General features: G+C 57.3%; 23 protein-coding genes. 14 read left to right on the top strand and 9 right to left on the bottom strand.

All coding sequences use genetic code 11. From position 1 onward, the window contains the following. Window positions 1-17: 17 nt before the first annotated feature. Window positions 18-647: an NADPH-dependent F420 reductase gene (locus C8K58_RS23235; protein WP_108574403.1), complete on the bottom strand. Its 630-nt coding sequence runs from the start codon at window positions 645-647 to the stop codon at window positions 18-20. Window positions 648-756: 109 nt separating this feature from the next. On the opposite strand from C8K58_RS23235, the gene C8K58_RS23230 reads away from it, so the two are divergent. Continuing rightward, complete coding sequence (locus tag C8K58_RS23230; RefSeq protein WP_108574402.1) at window positions 757-1,656, top strand: LysR family transcriptional regulator; 900 nt, start codon at window positions 757-759, stop codon at window positions 1,654-1,656. Window positions 1,657-1,675: 19 nt separating this feature from the next. Here C8K58_RS23230 and C8K58_RS23225 read toward each other — a convergent pair whose 3' ends face one another. Beyond that, the gene (locus C8K58_RS23225; protein WP_108574401.1) at window positions 1,676-2,629 is read right to left on the bottom strand and encodes an alpha/beta fold hydrolase; all 954 of its coding nucleotides are present in this window, start codon (window positions 2,627-2,629) and stop codon (window positions 1,676-1,678) included. Window positions 2,630-2,735: 106 nt separating this feature from the next. Here C8K58_RS23225 and C8K58_RS23220 point away from each other — a divergent pair, with 106 nt between their 5' ends. Together C8K58_RS23220 and C8K58_RS23215 are read left to right on the top strand one after the other, a co-directional pair. Next, complete coding sequence (locus C8K58_RS23220; protein WP_108574400.1) at window positions 2,736-3,644, top strand: LysR family transcriptional regulator; 909 nt, start codon at window positions 2,736-2,738, stop codon at window positions 3,642-3,644. 138 nt (window positions 3,645-3,782) lie between these two features. Continuing rightward, on the top strand, window positions 3,783-4,577 hold the full coding sequence (locus tag C8K58_RS23215; protein WP_108574399.1) for an SDR family NAD(P)-dependent oxidoreductase: 795 nt from the start codon (window positions 3,783-3,785) through the stop codon (window positions 4,575-4,577). Between the two features lie 67 nt (window positions 4,578-4,644). Here the strand turns inward: C8K58_RS23215 and C8K58_RS23210 are convergent, their stop codons facing one another. Then, window positions 4,645-5,517: a LysR family transcriptional regulator gene (locus C8K58_RS23210; protein ID WP_108574398.1), complete on the bottom strand. Its 873-nt coding sequence runs from the start codon at window positions 5,515-5,517 to the stop codon at window positions 4,645-4,647. Window positions 5,518-5,617: 100 nt separating this feature from the next. On the opposite strand from C8K58_RS23210, the gene C8K58_RS23205 reads away from it, so the two are divergent. Both C8K58_RS23205 and C8K58_RS23200 read left to right on the top strand, forming a co-directional pair. Beyond that, the gene (locus C8K58_RS23205; protein WP_108574490.1) at window positions 5,618-6,997 is read left to right on the top strand and encodes an MFS transporter; all 1,380 of its coding nucleotides are present in this window, start codon (window positions 5,618-5,620) and stop codon (window positions 6,995-6,997) included. 47 nt (window positions 6,998-7,044) lie between these two features. Continuing rightward, complete coding sequence (locus tag C8K58_RS23200; RefSeq protein WP_108574397.1) at window positions 7,045-7,629, top strand: carboxymuconolactone decarboxylase family protein; 585 nt, start codon at window positions 7,045-7,047, stop codon at window positions 7,627-7,629. A gap of 54 nt (window positions 7,630-7,683) precedes the next feature. On the opposite strand, the gene C8K58_RS23195 is transcribed toward C8K58_RS23200, so the two are convergent. The 3 genes from C8K58_RS23195 to C8K58_RS23185 form a co-directional block, all read right to left on the bottom strand. Beyond that, entirely contained in the window at window positions 7,684-8,298 is a 615-nt protein-coding gene (locus C8K58_RS23195; protein ID WP_108574396.1) for a nitroreductase family protein, read from the bottom strand. Between the two features lie 70 nt (window positions 8,299-8,368). Next, entirely contained in the window at window positions 8,369-8,722 is a 354-nt protein-coding gene (locus C8K58_RS23190) for a putative quinol monooxygenase (protein ID WP_108574395.1), read from the bottom strand. Between the two features lie 86 nt (window positions 8,723-8,808). Further along, window positions 8,809-9,006, bottom strand: coding sequence for a 4-oxalocrotonate tautomerase family protein (locus tag C8K58_RS23185; RefSeq protein WP_003445639.1), 198 nt, complete (start codon window positions 9,004-9,006; stop codon window positions 8,809-8,811). 150 nt (window positions 9,007-9,156) lie between these two features. On the opposite strand from C8K58_RS23185, the gene C8K58_RS23180 reads away from it, so the two are divergent. Further along, a complete protein-coding gene (locus C8K58_RS23180) occupies window positions 9,157-10,059 on the top strand; it encodes a LysR family transcriptional regulator (RefSeq protein ID WP_108574393.1) in 903 nt (300 codons plus the stop codon). A gap of 15 nt (window positions 10,060-10,074) precedes the next feature. On the opposite strand, the gene C8K58_RS23175 is transcribed toward C8K58_RS23180, so the two are convergent. After that, complete coding sequence (locus tag C8K58_RS23175; RefSeq protein ID WP_108574392.1) at window positions 10,075-10,974, bottom strand: LysR family transcriptional regulator; 900 nt, start codon at window positions 10,972-10,974, stop codon at window positions 10,075-10,077. Window positions 10,975-11,117: 143 nt separating this feature from the next. On the opposite strand from C8K58_RS23175, the gene salA reads away from it, so the two are divergent. The 6 genes from salA to C8K58_RS23145 all read left to right on the top strand — a co-directional run bounded on the left by salA (window position 11,118) and on the right by C8K58_RS23145 (window position 17,813). Beyond that, window positions 11,118-12,401 carry a salicylate 1-monooxygenase gene (gene salA / locus C8K58_RS23170; protein WP_108574391.1) on the top strand — a complete coding sequence of 428 codons (1,284 nt, stop codon included), beginning with the start codon at window positions 11,118-11,120 and terminating at the stop codon, window positions 12,399-12,401. A 71-nt stretch (window positions 12,402-12,472) separates the two neighbouring features. Then, complete coding sequence (catA, locus tag C8K58_RS23165) at window positions 12,473-13,411, top strand: catechol 1,2-dioxygenase (RefSeq protein ID WP_108574390.1); 939 nt, start codon at window positions 12,473-12,475, stop codon at window positions 13,409-13,411. 41 nt (window positions 13,412-13,452) lie between these two features. Further along, on the top strand, window positions 13,453-14,601 hold the full coding sequence (locus tag C8K58_RS23160) for an NAD(P)-dependent alcohol dehydrogenase (protein ID WP_108574389.1): 1,149 nt from the start codon (window positions 13,453-13,455) through the stop codon (window positions 14,599-14,601). A 29-nt stretch (window positions 14,602-14,630) separates the two neighbouring features. Continuing rightward, complete coding sequence (locus C8K58_RS23155; RefSeq protein WP_108574388.1) at window positions 14,631-16,082, top strand: aldehyde dehydrogenase; 1,452 nt, start codon at window positions 14,631-14,633, stop codon at window positions 16,080-16,082. Between the two features lie 121 nt (window positions 16,083-16,203). After that, complete coding sequence (locus C8K58_RS23150; protein ID WP_108574387.1) at window positions 16,204-17,127, top strand: transporter; 924 nt, start codon at window positions 16,204-16,206, stop codon at window positions 17,125-17,127. Window positions 17,128-17,258: 131 nt separating this feature from the next. After that, window positions 17,259-17,813 (top strand): cytochrome b, encoded by a 555-nt coding sequence (locus C8K58_RS23145; protein ID WP_108574386.1) that lies wholly within the window; start codon window positions 17,259-17,261, stop codon window positions 17,811-17,813. Between the two features lie 42 nt (window positions 17,814-17,855). Here the strand turns inward: C8K58_RS23145 and C8K58_RS23140 are convergent, their stop codons facing one another. After that, window positions 17,856-18,770: a LysR substrate-binding domain-containing protein gene (locus C8K58_RS23140; protein WP_108574385.1), complete on the bottom strand. Its 915-nt coding sequence runs from the start codon at window positions 18,768-18,770 to the stop codon at window positions 17,856-17,858. A 222-nt stretch (window positions 18,771-18,992) separates the two neighbouring features. Here C8K58_RS23140 and C8K58_RS23135 point away from each other — a divergent pair, with 222 nt between their 5' ends. Together C8K58_RS23135 and C8K58_RS23130 are read left to right on the top strand one after the other, a co-directional pair. Next, a complete protein-coding gene (locus C8K58_RS23135; protein WP_108574384.1) occupies window positions 18,993-19,427 on the top strand; it encodes a MarR family winged helix-turn-helix transcriptional regulator in 435 nt (144 codons plus the stop codon). Window positions 19,428-19,548: 121 nt separating this feature from the next. Further along, window positions 19,549-20,493 carry a LysR family transcriptional regulator gene (locus tag C8K58_RS23130; protein ID WP_108574383.1) on the top strand — a complete coding sequence of 315 codons (945 nt, stop codon included), beginning with the start codon at window positions 19,549-19,551 and terminating at the stop codon, window positions 20,491-20,493. Between the two features lie 73 nt (window positions 20,494-20,566). Here the strand turns inward: C8K58_RS23130 and C8K58_RS23125 are convergent, their stop codons facing one another. Then, window positions 20,567-22,087, bottom strand: a complete 1,521-nt coding sequence (locus tag C8K58_RS23125) for an MFS transporter (protein WP_108574382.1) — start codon at window positions 22,085-22,087, stop codon at window positions 20,567-20,569. Window positions 22,088-22,098: the final 11 nt, after the last annotated feature.

Genomic DNA, 22,098 nt, shown 5'->3' with positions numbered 1-22,098 from the left:
GGAATGCTCCGAAGGGGTTACTTGCCAAGCCAGACCGGGGCGATGGACGTGCCCAGGCCGGCGCCATAGCCGAGGTAGATGTTCAGGCCTGCCAGCGGCTCCAGGTAGCGGGCGTTGATCAGTGCGCCGGTGTCGACGGTGTTCCAACCCAGGCTGCGAGCCAGGGCTACGGCCGTCTGCTTGGCGCGTTCACTGTCACTGGCCACGAATACGCTGCCACGTTGGTCATTGGCGAACGTTGGCCCATCGCCCAGTACTTGAGCAAACAGGGTGTTGAAGGCTTTGACGACCTGGGCCTGTGGCACTGCCTTGGCGATTTCTTCGCTGGCGCTGGTGACGTGGCCGATGGTCAGCGACATGTAATCGGCGCTGAGCGGGTTGGTGATATCGATGACGACCTTGCCGCTCAGATCGCCCAGGCTCTGCAGCGCCGTGACCGCGTCAGCGTAGGCCGTGGCAAGCACCACCACATCGCTGTCGCCCAACGCCTGGTCGGCGGTAAAGGCTGTGACCTGTTCGAACTGGGCTGCCAGTGCTTGTGCTTTCTGGATGTCACGCCCCGTGATTCGGACCACGTGACCGGCGCCAGACAACTGCTTGACGAACGCTGAACCCATGTTGCCGGTACCCACTACTGTAATTTTCATATCGACCTCTTAAGCGTTGGTGTGTGTTTCGATGGGCTCAGTTTATAGATTGAGATTTTGAGATAAATAAGGCCAAATGTGATTGATAGTTCCACTAAGTGAGACAGTTATGGACAGAGCGTTGGAGATGCAGGTGTTCTGCACCGTGGTCGACAAAGGTACTTTCGTAGGCGCGGCCGACGCCCTGGAAATGTCCAAGGCGGCCATCTCGCGGTATGTGAGTGCCCTTGAGGAGCGCCTGGGGGCGCGGCTGCTGCATCGCACCACGCGCAAGCTCTCGCTGACGGAGGAGGGCAGGCAGTTCTACCATCAGGCACGCGAGGTGCTGGCGCTGATGGATCAGGCAGAGGAGGCTGTATCGTCTGCAGCGCCGGAACCCAGCGGTGTGTTGCGGGTGAATGCACCGGTCAGTTTCGGCGTTTTGCATCTTGCGCCGCTATGGGGGGCGTTCATGAGTGCGCACCCGAACGTCGAGTTGGATATCAGCCTGAATGACCGTTTGGTAGACCTGGTGGATGAGGGCTTCGACGCTGCGATACGCATTGCGCGCATGGAGAATTCATCACTGGTAGGGCGGCGGCTGGCTGGCACGCGTATGTGCCTTTGTGCTTCCCCCGATTATCTGGCGAGCCATCCCCCGCTGCGTACACTGGCGGACCTGGCTGAACACGGCGTCATCGCTTATACCAACTTTGCGACGGGCAATGACTGGCTGTTCGACGGGCCCGATGGTCGCGTCAGCGTGCGCACCCGCTCGAGCGTACGCTGCAACAATGGCGATACGTGCCGCAGTATCGCCCTTGCGGGTGGGGGCATTGCCCTGCAGCCAAGCTTTATGGTCGGTGAGGATTTACGCAGCGGAGCCCTGGTGGAAATCCTGCCGGAGTACCGCTCCATCGAGTTGGGCATTTACGTGGTTTATCCCACGCGAAAGCACCTGGCGAGCAAGGTTCGGGCCTTGATCAGTTTTCTGACTGAACGCTTCGCCGATCCGGAGTGGGAACGCTGAAGGGTTGAATCGGCGCGTATCAGGACCGCTGCAAGAAACTGTGCAGGTCTGCGGCAAACTTTTGCGGATTCTTGAACGCCAGAAAATGGTCGCCCTGTTCGGCCTTATCGTACACATACAGTACCGAGTCGCGGATCACTGAGTTCATCCATTTCTGACTGTCCAGCCAGTCACTGTATTCCCCGGTAAATATCGCGGTGGGCACGTCGATCTTGGTTTGGATGACATCTCGCCAATCGTTGGTGACATGATCGAAAAGCACCAATCCGGTGAACGCCATGTCGTCGTTTATGGCTGCCTGGACCAGGCTGATTACATTGTGAAAATAAGGTGAGTCGAGTGCCTTTGCACGCTCCAGCACGCGAGTTCGTGAAACCAGCTGGTTGGTCGGTGTCATGTTCACGTAGGAGTCGATCATGCGCTCCGGTGAGGTGGTGAAAGCCCCGGCATCCAGTCGCTGCTGTTCTGTCCAATCGACGTGACAATAGACCGAAGGTGCCTGGTCGATGATGCTCAGGGTGCGAATACCTTGGGTTCCGAACAGGTCAATGTAGGCCCACATCACCGACGCCCCCATCGACCAACCGCAATAGTGCGCCTCAGGCACACCCAGGTGCTCGGCAAACTCTTTGACATCCATGGCATAGCGGGAAATACGATTGCCCGACGCGGCCTTTTCGGAAAATCCTTGGTTGCGCACATCCAGCACGTAGACGTGATAGTGCTTGCTGAGGATATGCATGAGGTGGAAATACATCGCACCGTTGGCCGACCAACCCGGGATGAAAATCAACGGTTGCCCTTCACCTGCTTCCCAATACGCCAGATTGACGCGGTCACTGGTGCTGAAGCTGCTGACTTTAAGCTCGGGAAAGTCCGAGGCGCGGAAGGCCTGGCCAATGATTTCGTGGGGAAAGTAAAAGTCTTCGCCGAGCAGGGCGGGGAGCGATTGCTTGATCAGGGGGTACTTCACGGTCCAATCCTGTGTCGATTCAAATGACGGTCGAGCGACGATAGGGCTTGGACAGTTCGAGGATAAATACCCAAAATGCCGGAACATTCGAAACGGATCATTGGTAATGGATCGTCTGAGCAGTATGGCGGCATTTGTCAAAGCCGTTGAAATGGGGTCATTCAGTGCCGCGGGTGATGCGTTGCAGATGTCGGCGCAATTGATCGGCAAGCACGTGCATCATCTTGAGCAGCACCTCGGTGTGCGCTTGCTCAACCGTACTACGCGCAGGCAAAGCCTCACCGACTTCGGCCGCGAGTTTTACGAGCGTTCCAAATTCATCCTGGCCGAAGTAGAAACCGCCGAGAACCTGGCAGCGCATACCCAGGCGGCGCCAAGCGGACGACTGCGTATCAACGCGCCCGTCAGTTTTGGTATGCAGTCGCTTTCGCCCTGCCTGCCAGCCTATATGGAGGCCAATCCTCAGGTGAGCGTAGAGCTGAGCCTGGCCAACAGTGCTGTGGATCTGATCGATGAGGGCTTTGATGTGGTGTTCAGAGTCGGGGTATTGGCCGACAGTGGCTTGGTTGCCAAGGCATTGGCGCCCTACAGGCTAGTGTTGTGTGCTGCGCCGTCTTACCTTGAAGGCAAGCCCCCGATAGAGACGCCGTGGGACCTGCAGAATCATGAGTGCCTGGGGTTTTCCCACACTGAGTTGCGCACGCATTGGACGTTCAATGGGCCTGAAGGAACCGTCGTTGTTCCCGTCGGCAGCCGGTTCATGGCCGATCACGGCGAACCGCTGCTGTGCGCCGCCCTGGCGGGGCTGGGAATACTGCTCCAGCCGGTGGAACTGGTGCGAAAATCGCTTCTTGCTGGGGCGCTCGTCACATTACTGCCGGATTACCCGCCACCCAGTCGCCCTTTGCACGTGCTGTATGCCCCCGACCGCCGGCTCACCCCCAAGCTGCGCAGTTTTCTTGACTTCGCCACGCAGAACTTCGGTGCTGACTCCGTAGAACCTGAGTCCTTTTGAAACAGGCTGTTGTAGATCACCAACCGGAATTGACATTTATCCAGGAGCGGCTAAGCCATACAGTGGCCGCTTTGTTTTCTACATAACGGTAGGAACTGATGGCGGGCATAAGGCCCGTACATTCTTGATGGAGAAATGATGAATATCCAACTGAAGACGAAACGCGCACTGGTTACCGCTTCGACTGGCGGCATCGGTTTTGCGGTGGCCAAGGGGCTTGCCGAGGCAGGCGCCGCCGTCGTCGTCAATGGTCGCAGTGAAGGCTCAGTGAATGCAGCGGTTGCCCGCCTGCTGGCAGAAGTGCCGGGGGCCAGTATCAGTGGTGTGGCGGCAGACCTAAGCACCGCGCCAGGGGTGGCAACCCTGTTGGCCGGCATCAGTGATATCGACATTTTGGTAAACAACGCCGGCATTTATGAACCGCTGGATTTCTTCGAAGCCGGCGATGACGTATGGGACAACTACTGGCACACCAACGTGATGTCAGGCGTGCGCTTGAGCCGCGCGCTGCTGCCAGCCATGGTTGATCGCGGGTGGGGGCGGGTGGTGTTCGTTGCCTCCGAGTCTGCGCGAAACATTCCTGCGGACATGATTCACTACGGCGTTTCCAAGACCGCCCAATTGGCACTGGCCCGTGGGTTGGCCAAACGGGTCGCCGGCAGTGGTGTGACCGTCAATAGCGTGCTGCCAGGGCCTACGTTGTCTGATGGTGTCGCCGACATGATGAAGGACGAAGTCGAGCGCACCGGAAAATCCCTTGAAACGGTGGTCGCCGATTTTGTCATGGCGCATCGCCCAAGCTCGATCATCCAACGCGCCGCCAGCGTTGAGGAAGTGGCCAACATGATTGTCTATGTCTGCTCTACGCAGGCATCGGCCACCACCGGCGCTTCGTTAAGAGTCGACGGTGGTGTGGTGGACGATATCGTCTGACAGGGCTTAAGGGCTGGCGGGACACGTATGGATTCGAAAGTGCCCGCCCATGTCGAGCCGCTGTGGCTCAACCCTTCAACGACATGCCCAAGCCAATAGGCTCGAGTAATTGCACGATCAGCTCTGCGGTGTTGCGCACCACCTGGTCATTACGGCGGTCCGGGTGCATGGCGACCCAAATGTCGAGTTCAAGCATTGATCGCTGGCTCTGTAGCCTGACCAGACGATCGTCATTGTCACCGATAAAGCACGGTAATCCTGCAACGCCGATGCCGGTGCACGCGGCCTCGTATTGGTGGCTTAAATCTGTGACCTCGCAGACAACGCGTCTCGGACCGATCAATTCGTAAAGCCAACGCTTATGGGCAAAGTCACCTTGCCGATCGGTGTAGCCAACGAATTCCCATTTATCCTCATCCAGCGCATTGGCGTAACCAGCCGCCGCGTACAGCGCAAACTGCATCAGCCCGACCTTTCTGGTGATGTCGGTATCTTCTACAGGTGGCGAAAGACGCAATGCCAGGTCAGCTTCGAGGCGGGCCAGAGATACGAAGTGCGGTTCGCTAAGAATAGATAGCTGCACCTGTGGAGACTTCGCGCAGAGCTCAGCCAGGTTAGGTGTGAGCAAATGCCTTGCCAGGACAGGTGGTGCAGTGATGGTGACGTTGGTCCGCACAGCCGACTTGGATGACGAGCACTTGCGTTCGACCGCGAATGCCTTGGCTTCAATGTCCAATACGTCCTGCAGTATCTGCTGACCTATTTCTGTGAGGCGCGACTCGCGAGAGAGCCGGTCTACCAGACGCACATTGAGTTGGGCTTCTAAAGCCGCTAGCCGGCGACTCACTGTGGCTTGATTCACATTAAGTGTACGTGCAGCCCCCGAGAGGCTGCCGGCCGTGGCAATTGCCAAAAAGAAACGCAGATCTTCCCAGTCCATGAGCCATGCTTTTATGCATTGAATGTGTGCTAATACTAGTATTTACGCATGGCAAGTCAAGCGCTACCGTTTGCCCATCAACTCACAGCGACCGCCAATCATGTCCAACGCATCCTCCAAAACTACATCCTTAGTAGCGATCCAGATCGCGGCCTGTCTTGGTTTTCTAGTCGTCCAACTTGACGTTAGCGTGGTTAACGTTGGTTTGGGAGCATTAAAAATCGCATTCGATACAGACCTTACAGGCCTGCAATGGGTGATCAACAGTTATGCGCTTGCATTCTCGGCGCTGCTGATTTTGGGAGGCGCAGGCGGTGACAAGTTCGGTGCCAAAACTGTATTCGCGTCAGGCTTTGCGGTCTTCACTGTCGCATCCGTAGGCTGCGCCCTGTCCGACAGCATGGGCATGCTGATAGGTATGCGCATTATCCAAGGCGTGGGGGCCGCTTTCCTGGTACCCACCTCACTCACATTGATACAACTGGCATTTGAGGACCCTGCTAAAAGGCGTTCCGCCGTGGCGGCGTGGGGTGCCTGTGGAGGCATCGCTTTGGCCGCGGGGCCTATAGTGGGAGGTCTGCTGATCGAATCGCTGGGCTGGCCAAGTGTGTTTTTGCTTAACGTCCCCCTCGGCTTGGTTGCCATCGGTTTGATCATCCGATATGCACCATCCTCTCCTCGGTTCGATAAGAAAGTAGACATTCCAGGGCAAGTCAGCATCGGGATTTGCCTGGCGTCTCTGACCTATGCACTGACTGAATCAAGTTCCAAGGGTTGGGGGACTGAAACGTTTTCAATTCTGGCAATGGCCGTGTTCTGCGCGGTGGCGTTCGTTTTGATTGAAAGACGTGCATCAGATCCCATGCTTCCAGGCCGACTGGCCCGGAACACAACGTTGGCAACTACTGCATTGGCCGGCGCTGCCATCAATTTCACCTTCTATGGCACCGTTTTCGTATTCAGCATCTACTTTCAGTCGTTCTTGCATTACGACGCGTTCAGGACGGGGCTGGCGTTCATACCGCTGACGGCAGTGCTGACCCTCTCCACGATGATCTCGTCTCGGATCGCCAGGTATGTGAGCGCGCAACGCATCATTACCATCGGTTTCCTGATCCAGGCAGTCGGCTTCGTGGCGTTGGCCCGCGTCACGCCTGAGACATCGCTGTGGTACCTGAATATTGCCTTGATGGTCGTAGGTATTGGCAGCGCGTCATCCGTGCCCTCGATCACCAATTCGATGCTGTCGTCGGTGTCTTCGCATGACGCCGGTATTGCCTCGGGGTTGATGGCGTCGGCCAGACAGTTGGGCGGTGTCATCGGCGTTGCCGTGTTTGGGGCGATGATCACTAGCACCGAGCCCGCTGCGTTTTCCGCAGGGTTATCGACGGCAATGATCGTGTCTGCGGTCGTTCTGACCGCTTGCATCGCCGTGAATCACTGGGTGAACCAGGCGACCAGGTCACCCGTAAACGGCTGACATCCCCGCTATCTCTGACTTACTGGCCTCAACTCAAAGGAATTTTTATGGCACAGCTTACCGGCTCGAATGACAAAGTCAGCTCCAAGGTCGACATTGACTACCCGGACTTCACACAGTTACCCACCCATGTGCAGGAAAAGTTTGAGAGGCTGCCAACGAAGGTCAACTTTTTCCGGATGCTCGGTCATAGCCCGGGCGCATTCAATCCGATCATCGATTTGACCAATGCGATATTCAAGGATCTGACGATTTCCGACTATCACAAGGAGCTGATGGTTTTACTCACGGCTGCACACGAAAACGTAGCCTATGAGTGGGAGCAGCATGTCTCCATCGCTCAAGTTGCGGGTGTTCGCCAGGACCAGTTTATTGCCATCGCAGAGGGTAGCCTGGAGGATATCAATGCTTTTAAAGACGACGAGCGAGTGCTGCTGCGGTTTGGTCACGCTATTCTTGCGAAAGGTAAAGCACCGGGCGTTCTGTTCAAGCACGCCTTGGAGCACTTTTCTCTCCAGGAGTTAAGCGATGCAATTATCGTGATTGGCTACTATCGGATGTTGTCAGGCTATATCCAAACGTTCGATATCACGATTGACGCACAAAAGGACGGAAGTTGGATCAAGGGCTGAAGTAGATGCATAGGCTGCGCATGCCCGGATAAACCGGACATGCGCGGCGGCAGATCATACAAACTGCAATACGTCGTTCACGGCTTTACGCGGCTTTTGTGGCCAGTTGGCCGCGCCCGGGTAGCCAACCGTGATCAACATCACCGGCACTTCTTCATCCGACAGGCCAAACTCCCTGGCCACTGCACCCTGATCGAACCCGATCATCGGCGTCGATACCAGACCCTGGCCCTTGGCGGCCAACATCAAGGTCATCGCGGCGAGGGAGCCAGAGCGAATGGCTTCGTCGCGCTGCAATTGAGCGTTTTCCTGGTACATGCCTTGAGCCGCGCCCACCCACATGTCGTAGATCGACTGGTCGATGATTCCGGCATCCAGGGTCGGTTTCAATGCAGCCGGCAGGGTTACATGCGGGTTCAGGGTGCCGCAGACAATAAACGTCACGGCGGCATCCATGACTTTTTGCTGGCCGAATGCCAATGGCAACAAGCGCGCCTTGGCTTCGGTGCTGCGCACGGCCAGGAATTTCCAGTTTTGCAGGTTGAAGGCGGAGGGTGCGTGGGTGGCCAGGTTAACCAGCTCGGCAATCTGGGCGTCCGTCAATGAGCGTTCAGTGTCGTAGCTGTTGGCGGAGATGCGGGACTTAATAACTTCAGCGATAGCGGACATGGTGATCTCTGTGCGGGATAGGGGTGCGCAGGACCCGGTTGTCACTCTTGAGCCTGCGATTTGTTTGAACTCAGCGGCTGAAGCCGTCGAATGGCGTCATGTAAACGGCGCCGAACGGGTCCAGGCGCTTGCGGATTTCAGCGTCGGGGGTGCCGTAGACCACCAGGCTCTTGATGGTGCACAGCTCCAGGAAACGTTGGCCGAACGGCGCGAATGTGGTGTCGACATGGCTGACCACGGCATCGACGTTATAACGCTCAAGGATGTGCACGGTGTTGTTGTTTTCATTGACGCTGTATTCGTAAACCAGTGTGCCCGGCTCAGCGCGAGTGGCGGCAACGATGGTGGCGATCAGTGCCTTGAATTCAGCGAACTCTGCGGGTTTGACCGCAAGGGAGAACAGGCAGGAAATATGGGGATGCATGGGGGTGGTCTCCGGCAGGTGTACGACGAATACCTGCACGGCAGCATCGCTGGATCAGCCGGTGCATGCGGTGCAGGTCAGGGGCGTCAGGATTTTTCGGGGGCTTCCCCGAATAGCTTGCCGGCGCCGGCCCAATCCGATGCGGCTACGTCTTCGAAAATCACGTAGATGTAATTGGCATCGGTGCCGGTGTGTTTAACGATGCTTTCGGTGATATCAGCTGCAACAGCAGCTTTCTGCGCGTGTTCTTTACCTTCGAACCAGCTCACACGTACGACGGGCATGATGTATTCCTTCTGGGACATTGATCTGGGAGAGGTGCGCGAAGTGCACCGTTGTCTGACTGGAATCCATCGTACTGTTGAATGAAGTGGCGATAAACGGCCTGCAACTATAATCTGGGTAGATTAAAACTCTACAATAGTGGGTGCAGCATGGTTCCTATCGATTCCTTCCAGGGCGTGATCACCTTCGTTGTGGCGGCGCGCTCCTCCAGCTTTACCCAGGCAGCCGAGCGCTTGGGGTTGTCCAAGTCTGCCGTGGGCAAGGCTATCGCGCGTCTGGAGGAGCGCTTGGGCACACAGTTGTTCCATCGCACCACCCGCAGGATTTCCCTTACCGCCGATGGCGAGGCCTATTTCGCAGCCTGCTCCACGGCGCTGGAAGAAATTGGTACAGCCGAAAGCGGATTGGGCCCGGGTGGTGGTGAACCCTCGGGCCGCTTGCGGGTTGATATTCCTGTGGCGTTCGGACGCCGGGTCGTCGCGCCACTGTTGTTTGAGATCGCCAACAAATACCCGGCGCTTCAATTGAGCCTGACTTTTTCCGATCACTTAGTGGACCCGTTTGAAGAGGGTATCGATTTGTTGGTGCGCTTCGGCGAGTTGCAGGACACCAGCGGGCTGGTCGCACGGCGATTGACCCGTCAACGCTGGGCCGTTTGTGCGTCACCTGACTACCTTGCGCGCTTCGGCACCCCGCAAACCCTGGAAGAGCTGACCCAGCATCGCTGCATCGTCGGCCATCGGCGCGGCCAGCCGCTTTCATGGCGAGTAATGCAAGCGGGTAAAACCGTGCGTTACGCGCCCCCCTCAACCCATCAGATCGGCGATGGCGAAGCCATGATTCTGGCCGCCGTGGCGGGTACGGGCCTATGCCAAATGCCGCGTAGCCTGTTCCAGGATGATATCGAGGCGGGCAGGCTGGTCGAGGTGTTGCAAGCCTATGAGCCTGAAGCGGTGGATGTACATGCGGTGTGGCCCAAAGTGTCGCACCTGCGCCCCAAGGTTCGTTATGTAGTCGACGAGTTGGTCAAGCTGTGCGCGCATTGGCAGTGAGGGCAGCAGGCGCAGTCAATCGCTGAATAGGTCGAACATCAGTTGTCGGAACCATTTATTGGCGGGGTCCCGGTTGTATTTGCCGTGCCAGAACAAGTTGATGGCAATCTCGGGCAAGGGCAACGGGACCGGCAGGCTGGTAAGCCCGAACGGCTGCGCGCAGCTGTTGGCGAACCGCTCGGGAACGGTCGCGATCAAGTCGGTGCTTTGCAGGATATGCCCGACCGCTACAAAGTGCGGTACTTCCAAGCGAATCTCACGTTGCAGACCCGCACGCTGCATATGCGTGTCGATTTCGCCATGCCCGGTGCTGGCCGCAACGATCCTGACGTGCCCAAACTCACAGAAACCCTCACGGGTCATGGGCTGTTGGGTCAATGGATGATCTTTTCTGCAAAGGCACACATAGCGATGGTGGAACAAACGCCGCTGATAAAAGCCCGCTTGCAGGTCTGGCAGCAGCCCCACGGCCAGATCCACCTCGCCACTGGCCAGGCTTTCGGATAGCTGGGCATTGCTTCGCAGCGTACTCACCGAAATGCCAGGGGCCAGTTTCAGCAGCGCGTCGATCAGGCGCGGCACGAAATAAATCTCCCCGATGTCGGTCATCGCCACCACAAAGCGTTTTCGGCTAGTCGCTGGATCGAATTCGTCGTGGCGGTTTATCGCACCGTGCAACAGGCCGATCGCTTGGGATACCGGTTCTGCCAGTTGCACTGCGAATGGGGTTGGCTGCATGCCGTTCGGGGTTCGCACGAACAGTTCGTCGTTGAACGTGATGCGCAGACGCTTCAACGCATTGCTGACGGCCGGTTGAGTCAGGCCAAGGCTTTCAGCCGACACAGAAACACTTCGGTCTACCAACAATTGGTTGAAGATCACCAAAAGATTCAGGTCCAGCTCGCGCAGATTCATCGTGGATTCTCTTGGACACATGTGCGGGTGAAGTCATTTTTATATTCACACTGGTGATAGTTTGTATGGAGGACAGGGCATTTATCAATGGTTTGTGAATAGTCATGATCGGGCTATTCCAAAAACAAACATAAGGTTTTCCCATGACTAGCCCTCATTCTGTCTTGCAAGTGGGCATCGTCGGCGGTGGTATCGCTGGCGTGGCCTTGGCACTTGATCTCTGCCGTCATCCGCATCTGGACGTGACGTTATTTGAAGCCGCACCTGCCTTCGGTGAAGTCGGCGCCGGTGTTTCGTTCGGTGCAAACGCAGTGCGTGCCATAGAAGGCCTGGGCATCGGCACGCCCTACGAGCGTATTGCTGACCGCACCCCACAACCCTGGCAAGACATTTGGTTTGAATGGCGCCGCGGCGTGGATGCCGGCTACCTGGGTGCCAGCATTGCTGATGGCGTGGGCCAGTCCTCCGTGCACCGCGCCGATTTCCTCGATGCACTGGCCCAGCAACTTCCGGACGGAATTGCCCGCTTCGATAAGCGCGCGGTCAGCGTGCATGAGACAGGGGACAGGGTCAGCGTCCAATTCACCGACGGTACTGATTACGAATGTGACCTGCTGATCGCAGCCGACGGTATCAAGTCATCCCTGCGCGACTATGTGCTTCAAGGGCTGGGCCTGCCTTTGGTCGCACCTCGATTCAGTGGCACCTGCGCCTACCGCGGCATGATTGATAGCGAGCAGCTGCGCCAGGCCTATCGCGCGGCCGGCGTGGATGAGCACCTGATCAATGTCCCGCAAATGTACCTGGGGCTCGACGCCCATATCCTCACGTTCCCGGTCAAGCAAGGTCGGCTGATCAATGTGGTTGCCTTCGTGTCTGATCGCTCCGAGCCCAACCCGGTGTGGCCGCAGGACACTCCCTGGGTCAAAAGCACCAGCCAGGCGCACATGCTGGAGGCCTTCGCGCACTGGGGCGATGCCGTACGGGTATTGCTTGAGTGCATCCCTGCGCCGACGTTATGGGCGCTGCACGAACTTGATGAGCTTGCAGGCTACACCCACGGCCGTGTCGGGCTGATCGGTGACGCTGCCCACGCCATGCTGCCCCATCAAGGCGCCGGGGCTGGCCAAGGGCTCGAAGATGCCTGGCTGCTTGCGCGCCTGTTGGGCGACCCGCGAGTACTTGAGAGCAACGCCCAAAACGTTTTGCAGGTATATGACGAAATTCGTCGACCGCGCGCCTGCCGTGTGCAACGCACGTCCTGGGAAGCCGGCGAACTTTACGAATTTCGAGACCCTCAAGTCGAGGGCCAGGAGTCGCTGTTGTCGACCACGTTGGCCAGCCGTTTCGATTGGTTGTGGAATCACGATATGCAGTCGGACCTTGTACAGGCTCGCACGCGGCTCGGTTGGGCAGAGGCTGTTTGAAGTGCATGCATTCGGCGCCAGCACCGAACCGCTGGTGCGCCTGACCACAACAATAAATAGGTGAAACGACCATGACCGTCCGCATTTCCCATACCCCCGACATGCTTGAATTTTTCCGCGATGCAGCCGGGCTGAAAAACGCTGCTGGCAACCCACGCAACAAGCACATTGTGCTGCGTATCCTGCAAGAGACCGCCAGGCTTATTGAAGAGCTTGAGATCACTGATGATGAATTCTGGGCGGGGGTCGAGTACATCAACCGACTCGGCAAGAGTAATGAGGCGGGGTTGCTTGTGGCTGGCCTGGGCGTGGAGCATTTTCTCGATCTGCTCAACGATGCCAAGCAAGCTGAGGCCGGGCGCACCGGTGGCACGCCACGCACGATAGAAGGGCCCCTGTATGTCGCGGGTGCGCCTCTTCGCGAGGGTTTTGCGCGGATGGACGACGGCTCGGAAGACGGGATTGCCATCCCGTTTTTCGTTGAGGGCCGAATCCTGGATCTGCAAGGCCAGCCTATCGCTGGGGCTCTAGTCGATTTGTGGCAAGCGGACAGCAAAGGCAACTACTCGCACTTCGATAAAAGCCAGTCCGAGTTCAACCTGCGCCGGCGCATCGTGACCGATACTGATGGACGCTATCGGGTCAGGAGCATCGTGCCTTCGGGCTACGGCTGTAACCCTCAAGGCCCCACTCAGGAATGTCTCAATCATCTGGGGCGCCATGGCCAGCGTCCTGCGCATATCCACTTCTTCCTGTCCGCTCCCGGTTATGAGCACCTCACTACCCAAATCAACCTGTCCAACGACAAGTACCTTTGGGATGACTTTGCCTACGCCACGCGCGATGGATTGATCGGCGAGGTTCAGTTCATCGATGACCAGGCGCTGGCTGCTACCCATGATGTGCCAGGGCGTTATGCACAAATGACTTTTGATTTTCAGTTGCGCCCGGCAACCAGCCTGGAAGCGCAACAGCGCAGCAATCGCCCGCGTGCACTGCAAACCGCGTAGGTCAAAACAGTCAAACCTGAACGATTAAAGAGGATAAGTAGATGTCCCAAAGCAATCTTGCACCCATTGAAATTAAAGTTGCCGTACTGCGTGAGGCCGGAAGCAAACTCCAGCTTGAACGTGCAGAGCTGGGGATACCGCGCGCCGATGAAGTGCGCGTACGTATCGTCGCGACAGGGGTTTGCCACACTGACATGGTCGTGCGTGACCAACTGTTTCCGACGCCGTTGCCGATCGTGTTGGGCCACGAGGGTTCCGGGATTGTTGAATCGGTAGGGGCAGCGGTTACCACCATCGCACCGGGTGATCATGTGGTCATGACCTACATGTCGTGTGGCTTGTGCCTGCCTTGCGAAACCGGGCACCCCGCGCATTGTTCCCATATGCACCCGCTGAACTTTGGCGGCGGGCGGCTGGATGGCAGTACCTCGACCTGCAGTTGCGACAACGCCGCGCCGATACACGACCACTTCTTTGGCCAGTCGTCGTTCTCAACCTATGTGATTGCCAGCGAGCGCAGCGTAGTGAAAGTGTCGAAAAAGGCGCCGTTGGAATTGTTGGGCCCGCTGGGGTGCGGCATTCAGACGGGGGCGGGTTCGGTGCTCAAGGCGCTGAAGGTCGAGGCGGGCGCCAGCTTTGCTGCGTTTGGCGCAGGCGCGGTAGGCCTGGCGGCGGTAATGGCAGCCAAAGTTGCAGGTGCTACTACGATTATTGCCGTCGATGTAACCCCTAGTCGCTTGAGCCTTGCCCTTGAAGTGGGCGCGACTCATGTGATCAACAGCCGTGAAGAAGACCCGGTTCAGCGCATTCGTGAAATCACCGGCGGCGGGGTGAACTACAGCCTCGAATGCTCCGGTCGTGCAGACGTGTTGCGCCAGGCCATCGACGCGCTCACCACGCTGGGCACCTGCGGAATCGTAGGGGCGACAAAGATGGGCACGGAAGTGGCGTTCAACATCAATGACGTGATGATTCCCGGCAAGCGAATCATGGGCATTGTCCAGGGCGACGTGGTCGCCAACGCGTTTATTCCCACGCTGGTCGACCTGCATCTGCAAGGCCGCTTCCCGTTCGACAAACTGTGCCGGTTTTACACCTTTGACCAGGTCAACGAAGCCATGGCCGACAGCGAAAGCGGCATCACCATCAAACCGATTCTGCGCATGCCGGCAGCTGCCGATCTGGCGTAATTCCTAAGGCTCACCCAAAGGACCTCTTGATGAATGTTCAACTCGTAATCGACAACGTCGCGCAAGCGGCGTCTAACGGTAAGACCTACCAGCGTATCGACCCGGTCAGCGGCAAGGTCGTCACCACGGGTGCCGCTTGCAGCGTAGACGATGCGCGGCGCGTTGCGGCGTCTTCCCAGCAAGCGTTCAAGACGTGGTCGAAGGTCGGCCCAACCGAGCGTCGCCGGCTGCTGTTGGCCGCGGCGGATGCGCTGGAAGGCAAGATGGAGCTTTTTTGCACCGTCATGGCCGAAGAAATCGGTGCCTCACGTTTGTGGTCACAATTCAATGTGGGCGCGTCTGCCAACCTGTTGCGCGAAGCCGCTGCGTTGACGACGCAAATCAAAGGCGAAACATTAGCGACCGATAAACCGGGCACTTTGTCCGTGACCTTGCGCCAGCCCGCCGGCACGGTGTTGAGTATCGCGCCGTGGAACGGTCCGGTGATCCTGGGCACGCGTTCCATTGCTTACCCATTGGCCTGCGGCAACACGGTGATCTTCAAAGGTTCGGAGAACAGCCCGCGTACCCATGAACTGCTGGCCCAAGCCTTCTATGACGCAGGGTTTCCGGCGGGCGTGGTGAACTTCATCATTTCTGCCCCCGAAGATGCCGGCGCCGTCACCGAAGTGTTGATTGCCCACGATACGGTACGGCGGGTGAATTTCACCGGCTCGACCAACGTCGGCCGAATGATTGCCCAGACCTGCGCCAAACACCTCAAGCGTTGCTTGCTGGAACTCGGCGGCAAGGCGCCATTTATTGTGCTGGAGGATGCCGACCTGGATGGTGCGGTTAATGCTGCCGTATTCGGGGCTTTCCTGTACCAAGGGCAAATTTGCATGTCGACCGAGCGGTTTGTGGTCGATGAAGCGGTTGCCGACACCTTCGTCGCCAAGTTCGCAGAACGCATTCGTGGTCTGGAGCAGGGCAGTCCCGTGACCAATCCTGCCAGTGTGATAGGCCCGATGATCGCCCACGGTTCGGTCCAACGCATTAATCAGTTGCTCGATGATGCCATTGGCAAAGGCGCCGGGATTGTCGCCGGTGGGCTGGCGGAGCAGGCGCAGATGGCGCCAACCTTGGTCGATCGTGTGACGTCGGCCATGGAAATCTACGATGAGGAAACCTTCGGCCCCGTGACCACGGTCGTGCGTGTGAAAGGTGCCGAGCAGGCGCTGGAAGTCGCCAATGACACGGCGTTCGGCCTTTCCTCGGCGATTTTCAGCCGTAACGTCAGCCTCGCCCTCGACCTAGCCAGCCGCCTGGACGCCGGTTGCGTGCATATCAACGGAGCCACCGTGCAAAACGAACCCCAGGCTCCTTACGGTGGCATGAAGAACAGTGGCTATGGCCGTTTTGACGGTAGCGCAGTCATTGAAGAATTCACCGAAGTGAAATGGGTCACGGTCGAGCCTTCCGACCAGCCTTATCCGTTCTAACGATAACGCTTAGATGCCGGCTCCACGGAGCCGGCGTTTACTACGCCTGAACAGAACACGGCACTCCGGGTGTCGCGCCCGGTGCTGCCTGCGAATTCTCAACGCACCTATGGTTGCCATAATGAATAATAAAAAAACCGTTGCCTCTGTGACTGTCCTGTCCAAAATGCCTGCATTGACGGCGGGCTGCGCGCTGGCATTTTGTCTGCCTGCCGCCCAGGCTACTGAGGGGGGTGGTTCCTCCTACCCAATGGGCGCCGAAAACTACATGACCGGGGCCATGCCGCCTCCGGGGTTCTACACGCAGGTTTTTGCAGAGAGTTATCGCGCTGATCGGCTCTTGGATAATCGGGGCAAGTCGGCGCTTGATGATTTTCACCTGAGCGCCGATGTGATTGCTCCCAGGCTGATCTGGGTGACCGAACAAAAGGTCCTCGACGGCGACTTGGCATTCCACCTCAACGTCCCCCTGGTCGACCTGCGCGTGGACGTGAACGGCCAGCACCAGAAGAAAACAGGCATGGGCGATATCATCTTTGGTCCCGCGCTCGGTTATCACTACAGTGATAAATTCCATGCAATCTACGCGCTGGATATCTTCGCCCCCACCGGCCGTTATGACCGCGGCGATCTGGCAAATATTGGCCGCAATTACTGGGCATTCGAGCCGATTGCTGCCTTCTCGTACGTCGATCCCGCCGGGGTAAATGCCGACATCAAAGTGATGTACGACTTCAACCTGCGCAACCGCGCCACTGACTATCGCTCGGGACAGGAACTGCACGCTGACTATTCACTGGGTTGGGGCTTGGGGAATGGTTGGGTGGTGGGTGTCGGAGGCTATATGTATCGACAGACCACCGACGACCATCAAGACGGCGAACGCATTGAGGACAATCGCGGGCGCGCGTTTGCCATTGGCCCGTCAATCAAGTTCGCAAGTAACTCCGGCTGGTTTGTGACAGCCAAATGGCAAAAGGAAAGCGAGGTACGCAACCGTCCTGAAGGGGAGGCGTACTGGGTCAAGCTGACCATTCCTCTTTAGCGATAAGTAGAGATTTTTTCTACGCAGCGGCGATTTTCTCGGCGTTTATCCCTGCTGAAAAGCTCTATAGGATCGCATCGCGTGCGTACTGCGTGGATTGCATCAGGCATTTAGAGAGTAGGGATGAAACGATGACGGTAGCAAAAACCGACGGTTACACCGGCACAGCCAAGTGGCTGCACTGGGGGATGGCCTTGATTTGGCTCGGAAGCTGGTGCGTTGGCATTCTCGCCAGCCATTGGCGTGAGGAGCTCAACCCTCACCATGAACTGACATTTCTACACAAGGCTGCGGCGAGCACCTTGCTCTTTCTGATTGTGCTGCGAGTGTTCTGGCGCTTGATCAAGCGCCCACCCGCGTTGCCTGCCAGCATGAGCCCGCTGATGCAGCGCGGCGCTGTGCTGGGGCATGTGCTTTTGTATGCGGTGGCTTTGATGGCGCTGCCGGTGTCTGGCTGGTATTGGAGTTCGGTGGCGGACAAGGCCATTCTGGTTGCTGGCCTGTTTGTGTTGCCGCCGTTAGTTGCGCCCAATCCTGACCTCTATGACTTGGCCAAGCTGATCCACACATGGACTGCCTGGTTCTGTGCAGCGCTGGTTGGTGGGCATGTGCTGATAGCGCTCAAGCATCACTTTGTCGACAAAGACGAGATACTCAAGGGCATGTTGCCCGCATCGAAGCGTTAAATCGCCAGCGATCTAGGGCAAAAAAATCAGTCGCGCCAAGTATCAGGCACTGCTCCTGTCACTCATGTACTGCTCCAGCTTCTTGCGTAGCCATCGCTCGGCGGGGTCTGAGTCCATCACGCTCAGCCAGACCATATCCAGTTCCAGTTCGGGTGTAATGAAGGGCAGGGGCTCTCCTTGGAGCAGCCCTGACTGGCTCAGCGCACCGCTCAAATAATCGGGCAGGTTACACAGCAAGTCGGTGCCGGCCATGATCGCCGGCAGCGTTGTGTACTGGGGGACGGAAAGCACTGCACGGCGTTTTTGGCCTATTGCCGCGAGCCACTCATCGGCAAAGCTGGAGATGTTGGCTACGTGCGACACCACAACATGTGGACGGGCGCAGTACTCCTCCAGCGTCAGCGGTGTGCCTGGCGCATCCGCTCGCACCACCATGGGCTTCATGGTACGCAACAGTTTTCGCTTGGCGTTGGCTGGCAACTCTTTTGTCAGGCAGACGCCTACGGTTATGTCGCCGGCTATCAGCAGTTCAGAAATATTCCAGTAGTTGGCCTGCTTGATCACGATCACCACGTTGGGCGCTTCCACACGAAGTGCTGCCAGAAAGCTTGGTAGCAACCCGTACTCAACGTCATCGGACAGCCCGATACGGAACGTCATAGTGCTGCTGGCTGGGTCGAAATCCCGGGTCAGGCTCAACGCTGTTGACATAGCGTCCAGGGCCGGGGACAGATGAACAATAATTTCGTTGGCGCGCGCTGTGGGCTCCATACGATGACCGACGCGGATGAATAACGGGTCATTGAAAAGTGCTCGCAGGCGATTCAATGCGGAGCTGATCGTGGGCTGCCCGAGAAACAGTTTTTCGGCCGCACGTGTCACATTGCGCTCAAGCATGAGCGTTTCAAACACCACCATCAAATTGATATCGGCCTTGCGCAGTTCGTTTCGATTCATCGGTAACGCGTCCCTCTTTCTGTGAACGTGCCTTCCTGAAAAGCAGGGCAGCGACATTTTTAACTTAAATAGCCGTTATCGACACTCACAATTAGGGTTCTCGGCCGTCACTGCCAATACTGCCCAGCCGTTTGTTGGCAGGCGCTCCAGACTTGTGAGTGCCCAGCGGCGTGCCTTGTCTGGGCGCTGAGAAATTACATCACCGTAGGCGCAGAGGCTTTGATGAACGTTTCATACTTTAGAGTCAATCACCTTATCAACGACGCTTATGGATTGCTGCAGCGGTGCACGCACGAAGGGTTGGAAGGTTTTGATTTGAGTGTAGGGCAATTTCGATTACTGGAAACCCTCGTCTCAGGTCGGGCCTGCTCCCCTGCGCAATGCAGTCGGGCGATCAATCTTACGCCAGCGGGCTTGACCCACATCCTCGACAAGCTCGAAACGCTGGGCCTGATTATCAGGGCCCGCGAGGGCTGTGACCGTAGGTTCATAACGATAAAGCTTTTGCCAGCAGGGGAGGCCATTTACCAACGCGCCGCCCAGTCGGTGTCGGCTGCCTGGGAGGCTGCACTTCAGAAATCAGCAGGTGATGAAGTGAGATGGCTCAATCGAGCCATTCACCTTTATGAACCCGCCTCTGAAAACGATTTTTTGTGAGTCCACTCTTTTGCTATCGGATTAACTTCAAGACAAAAAGGGTCGGCTCAATCGACGGGTACCCAAGCATTCTTGTTCCCCGTTCTCCTTAGCGTATGGCACTCACTTCACGGGAAAATACATGGCCACGTTGAACAACATGCGAAGCTTCATGTACGTCGCAAGGCTGGGCAGTTTTACTCTCGCTGCAAATGAACTTGGAACGGCGACTGCCAGTATTTCTCGCAATGTTTCCGAGCTGGAGCGCAATCTGCAAAAACGTTTACTAGACCGCTCTACTCGCCGTATCACATTGACGCCCACGGGTGAACGGTTCTTGCTTCGCTGCGAGCACATCATGGCGGCGATAGAGGCTGCAGAACTCGACGCCAGAGGCACGCAGGCCAACGCCGCAGGCAAGCTCAGGATTCACGCGATGATAGGTGTCGGTATGCATTTCGTCATGGATGCCCTCACGGGATACCGTACCGAAAGCCCGAATGTTGAAGTCGAACTGACGCTGGATAATCGCATGCCTGATCTGCTGGAGCAGGGCTATGACGTGTCCATGGTGCTGGCCAGCAAGCTGCCGGATTCAGGTATGGTTTCCCAGCGACTGGGGACGACCTACAGCATTGTTTGCGCGTCGCCAGGATATGTACGCGCCAACAAAGACATCAAACAGCCTTCGGACCTGACAGCCCATACGTGTTTACGCCACGTCAGCCCCGTGCTGCCTTCTGATAGGTGGTTATTCGAAGACCACAAGGGCCAGCAGGCCATACAGATCGAAAATCCTGCATTTCAGGCCAACTCGATTGAGGCAATGAAGAGGGCAATCTTCGCCGGTATGGGCGTTGGGGTGCTCCCGGTCTACATGGCAATCGAAGGATTGCTGAGCGGTTCGCTTGTTCGGTTGCTGCCGGGTCACCGGCTGGAAGAACAACACCTTTATGCCCTGTATCCTTCACGCCATTACCTGGATGCGAAGATGAAATCCTGGCTGGATGTCTTGCGTTGTCGGATACCTGTGACCCTCGCTGCGCATGAGTCAGCACTGCAAGCCCATGACGCTGTTTGCATTTGATCCCTACCGCTTGACCGGTGGCGCCTGTAATGCAAATCGTGGTTGGCCGGTCAACTCAACCCGCTCCGCGACTTCACTTGAAGGTTTTCTGCAGCGTCGAAACCACAAGTGCGAGGCTTGCAACCACAATGATCGCCCAGAAGTATTCCATGCTGGCCACCAGCGTTGCCTGCTGATGCAGTTCCTGGGCAAGTGTTGCTACTGACATCTGATTGGCCGGGCCTGCCCCTACTGACGGCGTGAGAGCCTGGGCCAGACGCTGGGTGCTTTCCTGGTACAGCGCGTCACCTGTGCTGAAGTGCCCATTGAGGTTGCTGTATTGCAGCGTGGTACGCCACTGCAGGAACAAGGTCGCGACGGTGGTGCCGATAGCCATGGCGATTTGCCCGAGCATACTTTTGATCTGGTAGGCGTGAGCGAACAACGTGTCGTGATGGGTGACATCGCGAAATGTCTGCATGGCAGCGGTGGCGAGAACCAGCATGACAAAGCAGCCGTTGAGCACCAGTGCGGGCAGGATGTTGGTCCACATATTGGCGTCTAGAGTTAGCGAGGCCAATAGCAGGCCAAAACTGATCAGCGCGGCAAAGCCAATCATGAAGAATTTCTTGGGTCCTGGGTACTTGGGGATGATCAGGGCCATTGCGAACCAGGTCAGTAGTGCGCCGCCAAGCCCATATGCCTGGAACGTGCCGATGGTATCCCATGAGTAGCCAAGGCCGGTCTGCAGGAAATACGGCAGGATATAATTGTTGCTGCCAAGCACGATGTACGTGAAGCAGAACAGCCCTACGCCGAGGATATAGCGCGACTTCATCAAGTCTTTAACCTTGAGGAAGGGCGCGTCTTTGGCGTGTTCGGCATGGAAGAAAATATACACGCCGAGTGCGGCCAGCAGCGCGAACGCCACAAGAATGATCGACTCGTTGTAGAAGTCATAGTAGGAACGCTGCAGCACATACAGGAGGAAGAAGGTACTGACGGCTAACAGTAAAATATTGCCTGGGCTGGACGGCGAGCGCTCATCCTCATGAATCGGTGTCGTGGGCAAGAAACGTGTGCACAGCACGCCTGCTACCGCTGCCCCCGCAATCATCAGCCAGAAGATTGCGTGCCAAGTGTCTTCAACTACGACCAGCGAAGAGAGGAAAGGCGCTGCCGCCGTGCCGCAGGCAAGCCCCGTGGCAAACACCTTGACCCCCACAAAACGCCCTGGCCCCGCGGGTAGCAAGTTGACCATCAGGCGAGCCGAGGTCATGAAGGATGCGCCACCCAGCGCCATGATTACGCGGCCAACGGTAAAGGTGGTCAAGCTCCCGCTGACGCCGCAAACCAGCGCTCCCACCACGTAAATACCGATGGAGCCCAGCATGAAGTTTCGCCAGCCGAGTCGTTCAACCAGCCAGCGTTGTTTGGAAATGACCACTACGGCGATACACGCATAGAGCGCCGCCACCAAGGTGAATTCCTCAGGGCTGGCGTCGATCTCGCCACGAATCGGGGCGGAGGCAAAGGCGATCATGCCGGCTTGCAGATACTCAAGTGCGCACAGCAAACCCACAGTGATCAGAAGCGCAGCGTTTTTCCGGTACATGCAGGCCTCCC

The sequence above is a fragment of the Pseudomonas sp. GV047 genome, from assembly GCF_003058245.1.
GTDB classification, from domain to species: Bacteria; Pseudomonadota; Gammaproteobacteria; order Pseudomonadales; family Pseudomonadaceae; genus Aquipseudomonas; species Aquipseudomonas marginalis.
This window is presented reverse-complemented; position numbering and strand designations above follow the sequence as displayed.

Coding starts and splice junctions, on each gene's coding strand:
- C8K58_RS23235 (WP_108574403.1), bottom strand. CDS start 647: ATGAAAATTACAGTAGTGGGTACCGGCAACATGGGTTCAGCGTTCGTC.
- C8K58_RS23230 (WP_108574402.1), top strand. CDS start 757: ATGGACAGAGCGTTGGAGATGCAGGTGTTCTGCACCGTGGTCGACAAA.
- C8K58_RS23220 (WP_108574400.1), top strand. CDS start 2,736: ATGGATCGTCTGAGCAGTATGGCGGCATTTGTCAAAGCCGTTGAAATG.
- C8K58_RS23215 (WP_108574399.1), top strand. CDS start 3,783: ATGAATATCCAACTGAAGACGAAACGCGCACTGGTTACCGCTTCGACT.
- C8K58_RS23210 (WP_108574398.1), bottom strand. CDS start 5,517: ATGGACTGGGAAGATCTGCGTTTCTTTTTGGCAATTGCCACGGCCGGC.
- C8K58_RS23205 (WP_108574490.1), top strand. CDS start 5,618: ATGTCCAACGCATCCTCCAAAACTACATCCTTAGTAGCGATCCAGATC.
- C8K58_RS23200 (WP_108574397.1), top strand. CDS start 7,045: ATGGCACAGCTTACCGGCTCGAATGACAAAGTCAGCTCCAAGGTCGAC.
- C8K58_RS23195 (WP_108574396.1), bottom strand. CDS start 8,298: ATGTCCGCTATCGCTGAAGTTATTAAGTCCCGCATCTCCGCCAACAGC.
- C8K58_RS23190 (WP_108574395.1), bottom strand. CDS start 8,722: ATGCATCCCCATATTTCCTGCCTGTTCTCCCTTGCGGTCAAACCCGCA.
- C8K58_RS23185 (WP_003445639.1), bottom strand. CDS start 9,006: ATGCCCGTCGTACGTGTGAGCTGGTTCGAAGGTAAAGAACACGCGCAG.
- C8K58_RS23180 (WP_108574393.1), top strand. CDS start 9,157: ATGGTTCCTATCGATTCCTTCCAGGGCGTGATCACCTTCGTTGTGGCG.
- C8K58_RS23175 (WP_108574392.1), bottom strand. CDS start 10,974: ATGAATCTGCGCGAGCTGGACCTGAATCTTTTGGTGATCTTCAACCAA.
- salA (WP_108574391.1), top strand. CDS start 11,118: ATGACTAGCCCTCATTCTGTCTTGCAAGTGGGCATCGTCGGCGGTGGT.
- catA (WP_108574390.1), top strand. CDS start 12,473: ATGACCGTCCGCATTTCCCATACCCCCGACATGCTTGAATTTTTCCGC.
- C8K58_RS23160 (WP_108574389.1), top strand. CDS start 13,453: ATGTCCCAAAGCAATCTTGCACCCATTGAAATTAAAGTTGCCGTACTG.
- C8K58_RS23155 (WP_108574388.1), top strand. CDS start 14,631: ATGAATGTTCAACTCGTAATCGACAACGTCGCGCAAGCGGCGTCTAAC.
- C8K58_RS23150 (WP_108574387.1), top strand. CDS start 16,204: ATGAATAATAAAAAAACCGTTGCCTCTGTGACTGTCCTGTCCAAAATG.
- C8K58_RS23145 (WP_108574386.1), top strand. CDS start 17,259: ATGACGGTAGCAAAAACCGACGGTTACACCGGCACAGCCAAGTGGCTG.
- C8K58_RS23140 (WP_108574385.1), bottom strand. CDS start 18,770: ATGAATCGAAACGAACTGCGCAAGGCCGATATCAATTTGATGGTGGTG.
- C8K58_RS23135 (WP_108574384.1), top strand. CDS start 18,993: ATGAACGTTTCATACTTTAGAGTCAATCACCTTATCAACGACGCTTAT.
- C8K58_RS23130 (WP_108574383.1), top strand. CDS start 19,549: ATGGCCACGTTGAACAACATGCGAAGCTTCATGTACGTCGCAAGGCTG.
- C8K58_RS23125 (WP_108574382.1), bottom strand. CDS start 22,087: ATGTACCGGAAAAACGCTGCGCTTCTGATCACTGTGGGTTTGCTGTGC.